The following is an 8,263-nucleotide window of genomic DNA, read 5'->3' on the forward strand; positions in this document are numbered from 1 at the left end:
GGGGCCCGGGAGCGGGAGACGGCACGATGACGATCCGCTCCCTCGGCGGCGCCCCTGCCCCGGCGCAGCCGTCGCCCGCCGTTCCAGTACCGGACATATCCGGGAATGGAAGGGTCGGGGTAATAGCCGGGCGTGGGGCTGCTGTCACCGGTGGCCGGGGTTGGGGCGCTCATCACCGTGGTCCCGTATCTCTTCGAGGCCTCAATACAGGGTTTACATCTATCAGACCCGCGCGTGCGGCTGGGCCGGTCCGCCGGTAACGGCCACTTTCAGGTAAGGGTCTGATCACGGAAAGTTACCGGGCGAAGTCGCGTAAGAGCCGGCGGGCGGGCCGCTCTCTCCTGGTGAGGCCCGCGGACGGCGGGCCCCGGCACAGCGGAGAAAGGGCCCGACCGATGACGAACACCGTGGTGGAACGCGAGCTGGAGCTGAACCTGGTGCTCTCCCCCGAGCGCAGTGTCCCGGTGCCCGCGCGGCTGACGTACCGCACGGCGGACCCGTTCGCCGTGCACGTCGTCTTCCATGTCGGGTCCGACGTCCCGGTCCGCTGGACCTTCGCCCGCGAACTGCTGGTGGAGGGGGTCTTCCGGCCCTCGGGCGGCGGGGACGTACGGGTGTGGCCCTCCACGGCGCAGGGGCAGGGCGTCGTGCTGCTCGCGCTCAGCTCCCCCGACGGCGACGCGCTGCTGGAGGCGTCGGCCACCGTCGTGTCCGCGTGGCTGGAGCGGACGCTGCGGGTGGTGCCGCCGGGGACGGAGGCCGGGCTGCTCCGCATCGACGAGGGCCTGACGGAGCTGCTGGCCCCCACGGCCGCCGACGAGCGCCCGCTGCGCGGGGGGCGCGCGCTGACCGACGAGGCCCCGGACGGCGACGCGTGAGCACCACGGGGGCGGCGGCCTGCCGGCGAGGCGGCCCGGCCGGAGCAGGCCGGGCCGCGGTCAGAACAGCTTGCCGGGGTTGAGGATGCCCAGCGGATCGAAGGTCTCGCGGATGCCCCGCTGCAACTCCAGCGCGACCGGGCCCAGCTCCCTGGCGAGCCACTCCTTCTTCAGGACGCCGACGCCGTGTTCGCCGGTGATGGTGCCGCCCAGCTCCAGACCGAGCGCCATGATCTCGTCGAACGACTCCCTGGCCCGGCGCGACTCGTCCGGGTCGAGGTGGTCGAAGCAGACGACGGGGTGGGTGTTGCCGTCGCCGGCGTGCGCGCACACACCGATGGTGAGGTCGTACTTCGCGGCGACGGCCGCCGTGCCGTCGATCATCTCGCCGAGCCGCGAGCGCGGCACGCACACGTCGTCGATCATCGTCGCCGACTTGACGGTCTCCAGCGCCGTCAGCGACAACCGCCGCGCCTGGAGCAGCAGTTCCGACTCGGCGGGGGTGTCGGCGGGGACGACCTCGCTCGCACCCGCCGCCTCGCACAGCCCGGCGACGGCCGCGAGGTCCGCGACCGGGTCCGGGGTGTCGAAGGCGCACAGCAGCAGCGCCTCGGTGGTCTCCGGGAGCCCCATGTTCGCCAGCTTGTTGACCGCGTGGACGGTGGTGCGGTCCATGATCTCCAGGAGCGACGGGGTGTGTCCGCGTTCCATGATCGCGCAGACCGCGTCGCAGGCCGAGCGGGCGGAGGGGAACTCCGCGGCCAGCACCAGCTGGGCGGGCGGCTGCGGCTTCAGCGCCAGGACCGCCTCGACAATGACGCCCAGGCTGCCCTCGGAGCCGACGAACAGCCGGGTGAGGTCGTAGCCGGCGACGCCCTTGGCGGTGCGCCGGCCGGTCCTGAGCAGTCGTCCGTCGGCGAGGACCACCGTCAGGCCCAGCACGTACTCGGCGGTCACCCCGTACTTGACGCAGCACAGTCCGCCCGACGCGGTGCCGATGTTGCCGCCGATGGTGCACATCTCCCAGCTGGAGGGGTCCGGCGGGTAGGAGAGACCGTGCTCGTTGACGGCACGGGACAGCACCGCGTTGAGGACGCCCGGCTCGACGACGGCGATCCGGTCGACAGGGTTGATCTCCAGGATCCGGTCCATCTTGACGAGCGAGAGGACGATGCACCCGTCCGAGGCGTTCGCCGCGCCGGACAGGCCCGTCCGGGCGCCCTGGGGGACGACGGGGACACGCAGCTCGGTCGCGGTCCGCATGACGTGCTGGACCTGCTCGGCCGTGCGCGGCAGCACCACCACGGCGGGGGTGCCCGCCTCGCAGAAGCTCGCCATGTCGCGCCCGTAGGAGGCCGTCACGTCGGGGTCGGTGAGCATCGCGTCGGCCGGCAGACCGCTGCGCAGCCGCTCCAGGAGATCGTCCATGATCCCAGCGTCGCACCGGGGGCCATCGGTGTGAACCCGTCGGCCTTCCGCTTCCCGCATCCGAGTGTGTTCTTCGTATGGGCTGCCCGCTGACGCACAGTGAGCGCCATGAGACGCGAAACCCTGAAGAACGCCGCGGTGAGCACACTGGTCGGCGCGACGCTGGTCACCGGGGTGGTCCTGCTCGCGCCCGGATGGGGTGAGCGGGACGGTGCGCCGGCCGGTCCGGCCGCGCGTGCGCTGGCGGCCGCCGGGGCGGGTGCGCCGGCCGCTCCGGCCGATCTGAAGGCGCTCATCGGCGACCGCGAGGACCGCGTGCGCGCCCGTCCCGACGACGCCGGGGCCTGGGCCGTGCTCGGGGCGGCCTATGTGGAACGGGCCGCGCGGACCGGCGACTTCGCCCTCTACCCGAAGGCCGACCGGGCGCTGCGCCGCTCGCTGGCGGTGCGGCCGGCCAGGGAGGGGAACGTCGGGGCCGTGGTCGGGCTGGGGGCGCTGGCCAATGCCCGGCACGACTGGGCGGCGGGCAGGTCCTGGGGCGAGCAGGCGCGGAAGCTGGACCCGACGTCCTGGGCGGCGTACCCGGTGCTGGTCGACGCGTGCAACGGGCTCGGCGACCACGGGGCGGCGGGCAAGGCGATGGACACGCTCCAGGAGCTGGCGTCGGGCCCCCAGGTGAAGGGGCGCGAGGCGCTGATCTACCGGGACAAGGGGTGGCGGGAGGATGCCGCGGCCCTGGCGTACGACGCGGCGCTCACCTCCTCGACCCGCTGGGAGAAGGCGGCGGCGCTCGGCCGGCAGGGCGAACTGGCGTGGGAGCGCGGCGAAGCGGCCGAGGCGCTGGAGCACCACGAGGCGGCGCTGAAGGAGGACCCCGAGGCGCGGCGGGCGCTCGCGGGGCGGGCGCGCGCCCTGGCGGCACTGGGGCGCACCGGCGAGGCGCAGCGCGACTGGCGCACGGTGCTGGAGGAGCTGCCGCTGGCCGAGTACGCCCTGGAGGCGGGCGAGCTCGACGACGCCCTCGGCCTCGACGGGGACGCCGGCGTCCGGTACGCCCAGGTGCGGACGCTGGCGGCGAAGGCGCGCGAGCACGGGGTCGACCAGGACCTGGTGCTGGCGCGGTACGAGGCGGACCACGGCGACCCGGCGGCGGCGGTGCGGCGGCTGCAGGGCGAGTGGCGCCAGGGGCACCGCAGCGTGCACGTCGCCGATGCGATGGGCTGGGCGCTGTACCGGGCGGGGCGGGCGGAGGAGGCGCTGCCGTTCGCGAAGCTCGCCACCGGGCAGGGGCTGCGCAGCGCGCTGTTCTCGTACCACCGGGGGGAGATCGAGCGGGAGCTCGGCTCGTACGGCGCGGCCCGGCGGCACCTCGAGGAGGCGCTGCGGACCAACCCCGGCTTCTCCCCGCTGCTCGCGCCTGCCGCGCGCGAGGCGCTGGACGACATGGGCGAACCGGCCCCGGGCGGTCCCGCCAATCTGTGGGGCGACGGTCCGGACGAGATCACGCGCGGCGACGAGCCGGAGCCCGCGAAGCCGAAGCCCTCGGAGACGAAGCCCGCGGAGGCGGGTGCCGGGAAGGCGGGCGACGGGGGGACGGGTGCGTCGCCGGCCGCGACGGCCGCGGCGCCGGCCTCGGCCGCGACGGGGGCGGGTGCGGGTGCGGCGTCGCCGTCCGCGGGCGGTACTACGGCGGCGAGGGCGACACCGCCCCGGTCGGCGCCGGGGGCGGCCTCGCCCTCGCCGGCGGGGAGCACGGGGCCGCGCTGACCCCGGCGGGGCCGGGCGGTCGCGGGGTGGCCACAGAGGTGACGGCCCGCCGGACGGGGTCCGGCGGGCCGTCGTCGTGGCAGGCGGGCGGCTCAGAGGTTGCCGCGCTTCTCCTGCTCGCGCTCGATCGCCTCGAAGAGCGCCTTGAAGTTGCCCTTGCCGAAGCCCATCGACCCGTGCCGCTCGATCATCTCGAAGAAGACCGTCGGACGGTCCTGGACCGGCTTGGTGAAGATCTGGAGCAGGTAGCCGTCCTCGTCGCGGTCGACCAGGATCTTCAGCTCGCGCAGCGTCTCGACCGGCACCCGGGTCTCGCCGGCCCACTCGCCGAGGGTGTCGTAGTACGAGTCGGGGGTGTCGAGGAACCGGACGCCCGCCGCCCGCATCGACCGCACGGTGGACACGATGTCGTTGGTCGCCAGCGCGATGTGCTGGACGCCGGCGCCGCCGTAGAACTCCAGGTACTCGTCGATCTGCGACTTCTTCTTCGCGATCGCCGGCTCGTTGATCGGGAACTTGACCTTCAGCGTTCCGTCGGCGACGACCTTGGACATCAGGGCGGAGTACTCGGTGGCGATGTCGTCGCCCACGAACTCCTTCATGTTGGTGAAGCCCATCACCGAGTTGTAGAAGCCGACCCACTCGTTCATCCGGCCGAGCTCGACGTTGCCCACGCAGTGGTCGATCGCCTGGAAGGTGCGCTTGGCGGGCGGCTCGACGATGGGGTCCGCGGCGACGAAGCCCGGCAGGTACGGGCCGTCGTAGTCCTTGCGCTCGACCAGGGTGTGGCGGGTTTCGCCGTACGTGGCGATGGCGGCGAGGACGACGACGCCGTGGTCGTCCTTGACCTCGTGCGGCTCGACGATGCCGGTGGCGCCGTGCTCCACGGCGTACGCGTACGCGGCGCGCGCGTCCGGCACCTCGATGGCGAGGTCGACGACGCCGTCCCCGTGGGCGGCCACGTGGTCGGAGAGGAACCGGCCCCAGTCGGTGGTCGCCTTGATCACGGAGGTGAGGACGAAGCGGGCCGAACCGTTGGTCAGGACGTAACTCGCGGTCTCGCGGCTGCCGTTCTCCGGTCCGGAGTAGGCGACGAGCTTCATGCCGAACGCCGTCGAGTAGTAGTGCGCGGCCTGCTTGGCGTTGCCCACGGCGAAGACGACCGCGTCCATTCCCTTGACCGGGAAGGGGTCTGCCTCGCGCGCGGTGTCGGGGGTGTGATGCGTGGTCTCAGTCATGGCAGCAGGCTCCCCCCGGACCGCAAGGTGCGCAATAGTTTGCGTACCGGCTGGACAATGTGTTCAGCCGACCGGGCGGATCGCCGGGCGTTGTGTACAGGATGACCATCGGGGAGGCGGACATGGCGATCGATCATCTGGACGGCAGGCTCATCGTGCTTCTGGCACGGGAGCCGAGGATCGGCGTGCTGGAGGCGTCGCGGCGGCTGGGGGTGGCCCGCGGGACCGTGCAGGCGCGACTGGACCGGCTCCAGACGCACGGCGTGATCAGGGGTTTCGGCCCGGACGTGGACCCGGCGGCGCTGGGCTACCCGGTGACGGCCTTCGCCACGCTGGAGATCAAGCAAGGCCAGGGCTCCGACGTCCGGGCCCATCTGGCGACCGTCCCCGAGGTGCTGGAACTGCACACGACGACGGGCCACGGCGACATGTTCTGCCGGCTGGTGGCCCGCTCCAACGCCGATCTCCAGAGGGTGATCGACCGGGTGGTCGGCTTCGAGGGGATCGTCCGGGCGTCCACGGCGATCGTGATGGAGAACCCGGTCCCGCTGCGGATCATCCCCCTGGTGGAGCAGGCGGCGGGTGACTCCGCGGAACGGTGAGCCGGGGGGGCGTACAAAGAAGTTGTTGCAAAGAAAGCGTTGCAAGGTTTTCTGTGCAAAGCTATCTTTGCAACATGACCGAGCGCGGCGACACCCACGAGCACGACGAGCACGACCGGCCCGGGACGTTTGGCCAGGAGCCCGGTGAGCAGGGGCACGAGGCGCCGACGGTGCGGACGCTCGACCCGCATTCGCTGCGCGGTCTGGCCCATCCCCTGCGGATGCGTCTGCTTGCCGCGCTGCGGCACGACGGCCCGGCCACCGCGTCCCAACTCGCCTCCCTGCTGGGCGAGTCGAGCGGTGCGACCAGTTACCACCTGCGCCAGCTCGCCGCGCACGGCTTCGTCGAGGACGCGCCGGAACGCGGCAAGGGCCGGGAACGCTGGTGGCGAGCGGCCACGGACGGCACCCGTTTCAGTGACAGCCTCCTCACCGACCCCGACCCGGCCGTGCGCGGCGCGGCCGATCTCTTCATCCACGAGATCGCCACGACGCACACCCAGGAGGTGGCCACCTGGCTCGGCACCCAGCACCAGTGGCCCGACGAGTGGCGGCGCAGTTCCGACCTCAGCGACTTCACCCTGCGCCTGACACCCGACCAGGCACGCGAGCTGAACGAGCGGGTCCACGCGCTGATTGACACCTACCGCGAGGCGGCTCCCGCGCCGGGCACCGAAGGCGTGGCCCAGGTCCGGCTGCACCACCATGTGCTGCCGCGCGTCCTGGAGTGAACCGCCCACCCCACCGCCGCCGCACCTGCCCGCCCATGCGCCACCGACCCGAGGGGGGTCCTGTCGCCATGCACTCCGCCGACATCCATCTGACACTGCACCATCTGCGTGCCGGGGACCTGCGGGCCGAGGCCGCGCAGACCGTGTCACCGGTACCGCGTGAACCGATACGCGCCAGGGTGGGCTGGATCCTCGTCGATCTGGGCCTGCACCTGGTCCGCCGGCCCGCCGGGCACGACGCGGCCGGGGCGCTGCCCGCGTGAACAGCCAGGGGGGAAGGGACGGCGGCGCGGCCGCCGGGCACGACCGGCGGCCGCTGGCCGCGGTGCTGGCGGCGAACGCCGTCTCGATCAGCGGCAACTCGCTCACGCTCATCGGCGTCCCGTGGTTCACGCTCCAGACCACGGGGAGCCCCGCCAGGGCCGGCCTGGTCGCGTTCTGCGCGACGCTCCCGGTGGTGGTCTCGGCCATCGTCGGCGGACCGGTCATCGACCGGATCGGCCGCCGCCGGGTCGGCGTCGCCAGCGACCTCGTCTGTGCCCTCGCCATCGCCGCGATCCCCCTGCTGCACTACGCGGGGGCGCTGCGCTTCTGGATGCTGTGCGCACTGATGGCACTCACCGGCCTGGTCCACGCGCCGGGTGAGACCTCGCGCCACGTCCTCGTCCCCGACCTCGCGGCGCGGGCGGGCACGCCCCTCTCCCGGGCCGCCAGCCTCTTCGACGCCGTCTCCCGCGGTGCCCGGATGACCGGCGCGGCACTGGCGGGCGTGCTGATCGCGGCGGTGGGCGCCGAGGCCGTCCTGATCGTCGACGCGGTGACCTTCGGCGTCTCGGCCCTGCTGGTCGCCGGCGGCGTACGCGGGATCCCGGCCGCCGAGCCGCGGCGGGACGCGCCCCCCGTGTCGTTCCGCGCCTACCGCGCCGAACTGCGGGAGGGGTGCGCCTTCCTGCTGCGCAGCAGGCTGCTGCTGGGCGTCATGCTGATGGTGATGCTCACCAACGGCATCGACCAGGGCTGGAGTTCGGTGCTGCTGCCCGTGCACGCCAAGGAGAACCTGGGCGGCGCCCGGGACCTCGGTCTCCTCGCCGCCGTCTTCGGCGGCTGCGCGCTGCTCGGGGCCCTGCTCCACGCGGCCGCCGGGCACCGTCTTCCGCGGCGGGTGGTGTTCACCGTGGCGTTCGTGCTGTGCGGGATGCCGCGCTTCGTGGTGGCCGCGCTGGTCGACGGGACGGTGCCGCTGGCCGCCACCATGGCGGTCGGGGGGCTCGGGGCGGGGATGCTCAACCCGATCCTGACGACGGTGATGTTCGAGCGGGTGCCCGAGGAGTTGCGCAGCCGGGTCATGAGCGTCTCGACGGCGGGCGTCCTGATGACGACGCCGCTCGGCGGCCTCGCGGCAGGCCAGCTGATCGAGCGGAGCGGGCTGACGGCCGCGCTGCTGGTCATGGGCGGGCTGTACTTCCTGGTCACGCTCGCCCCGGTGGTCTTCCCCGCCTGGCGCGAGCTGGACTGGCCTGCCGCGAGGCCGCCGAGCGGCGTCGTCATCAGGACGCCCGCCGTCGAGACGCTCATGACCCGGCTGCGCAACTCCTCGGGCACCCGCTCGAACATCACCG

Annotated in this window: 8 protein-coding genes and 1 pseudogene; 6 read left to right on the top strand and 3 right to left on the bottom strand. The window is 73.2% G+C overall.

All coding sequences use genetic code 11. From position 1 onward, the window contains the following. Positions 1-77: 77 nt before the first annotated feature. Positions 78-173 (bottom strand): annotated as a pseudogene (locus EAO77_RS41225) (DUF2510 domain-containing protein); the annotation flags it as partial. 222 nt (positions 174-395) lie between these two features. Between EAO77_RS41225 and EAO77_RS03615 the strand changes: the two are divergent. Then, positions 396-878 (top strand): SsgA family sporulation/cell division regulator, encoded by a 483-nt coding sequence (locus tag EAO77_RS03615; protein ID WP_147986672.1) that lies wholly within the window; start codon positions 396-398, stop codon positions 876-878. A 60-nt stretch (positions 879-938) separates the two neighbouring features. On the opposite strand, the gene EAO77_RS03620 is transcribed toward EAO77_RS03615, so the two are convergent. Beyond that, positions 939-2,306 carry an FAD-binding oxidoreductase gene (locus EAO77_RS03620; RefSeq protein WP_147986673.1) on the bottom strand — a complete coding sequence of 456 codons (1,368 nt, stop codon included), beginning with the start codon at positions 2,304-2,306 and terminating at the stop codon, positions 939-941. A 108-nt stretch (positions 2,307-2,414) separates the two neighbouring features. Here EAO77_RS03620 and EAO77_RS03625 point away from each other — a divergent pair, with 108 nt between their 5' ends. Continuing rightward, a complete protein-coding gene (locus tag EAO77_RS03625; protein ID WP_187283102.1) occupies positions 2,415-4,073 on the top strand; it encodes a tetratricopeptide repeat protein in 1,659 nt (552 codons plus the stop codon). 92 nt (positions 4,074-4,165) lie between these two features. On the opposite strand, the gene hppD is transcribed toward EAO77_RS03625, so the two are convergent. Further along, positions 4,166-5,311: a 4-hydroxyphenylpyruvate dioxygenase gene (gene hppD / locus EAO77_RS03630; protein WP_147986674.1), complete on the bottom strand. Its 1,146-nt coding sequence runs from the start codon at positions 5,309-5,311 to the stop codon at positions 4,166-4,168. 122 nt (positions 5,312-5,433) lie between these two features. Here hppD and EAO77_RS03635 point away from each other — a divergent pair, with 122 nt between their 5' ends. From EAO77_RS03635 to EAO77_RS03650, 4 genes are all read left to right on the top strand, one after another. Next, complete coding sequence (locus EAO77_RS03635; RefSeq protein ID WP_147986675.1) at positions 5,434-5,913, top strand: Lrp/AsnC family transcriptional regulator; 480 nt, start codon at positions 5,434-5,436, stop codon at positions 5,911-5,913. A 74-nt stretch (positions 5,914-5,987) separates the two neighbouring features. Continuing rightward, positions 5,988-6,644 (top strand): ArsR/SmtB family transcription factor, encoded by a 657-nt coding sequence (locus EAO77_RS03640; protein WP_147986676.1) that lies wholly within the window; start codon positions 5,988-5,990, stop codon positions 6,642-6,644. Positions 6,645-6,712: 68 nt separating this feature from the next. Further along, the gene (locus EAO77_RS03645; RefSeq protein WP_147986677.1) at positions 6,713-6,907 is read left to right on the top strand and encodes a hypothetical protein; all 195 of its coding nucleotides are present in this window, start codon (positions 6,713-6,715) and stop codon (positions 6,905-6,907) included. Next, a partial coding sequence (locus EAO77_RS03650) for an MFS transporter (protein WP_187283103.1) occupies positions 6,904-8,263 on the top strand: 1,360 nt, incomplete at its 3' end. The genes EAO77_RS03645 and EAO77_RS03650, both read left to right, overlap by 4 nt.

Source organism: Streptomyces sp. T39 (assembly GCF_008042045.1).
Lineage (GTDB): Bacteria > Actinomycetota > Actinomycetes > Streptomycetales > Streptomycetaceae > Streptomyces.

What these genes read in the sequence shown, in the direction of transcription:
- EAO77_RS03615 (WP_147986672.1), top strand. Translation starts at nt 396, where the DNA reads ATGACGAACACCGTGGTGGAACGCGAGCTGGAGCTGAACCTGGTGCTC.
- EAO77_RS03620 (WP_147986673.1), bottom strand. Translation starts at nt 2,306, where the DNA reads ATGGACGATCTCCTGGAGCGGCTGCGCAGCGGTCTGCCGGCCGACGCG.
- EAO77_RS03625 (WP_187283102.1), top strand. Translation starts at nt 2,415, where the DNA reads ATGAGACGCGAAACCCTGAAGAACGCCGCGGTGAGCACACTGGTCGGC.
- hppD (WP_147986674.1), bottom strand. Translation starts at nt 5,311, where the DNA reads ATGACTGAGACCACGCATCACACCCCCGACACCGCGCGCGAGGCAGAC.
- EAO77_RS03635 (WP_147986675.1), top strand. Translation starts at nt 5,434, where the DNA reads ATGGCGATCGATCATCTGGACGGCAGGCTCATCGTGCTTCTGGCACGG.
- EAO77_RS03640 (WP_147986676.1), top strand. Translation starts at nt 5,988, where the DNA reads ATGACCGAGCGCGGCGACACCCACGAGCACGACGAGCACGACCGGCCC.
- EAO77_RS03645 (WP_147986677.1), top strand. Translation starts at nt 6,713, where the DNA reads ATGCACTCCGCCGACATCCATCTGACACTGCACCATCTGCGTGCCGGG.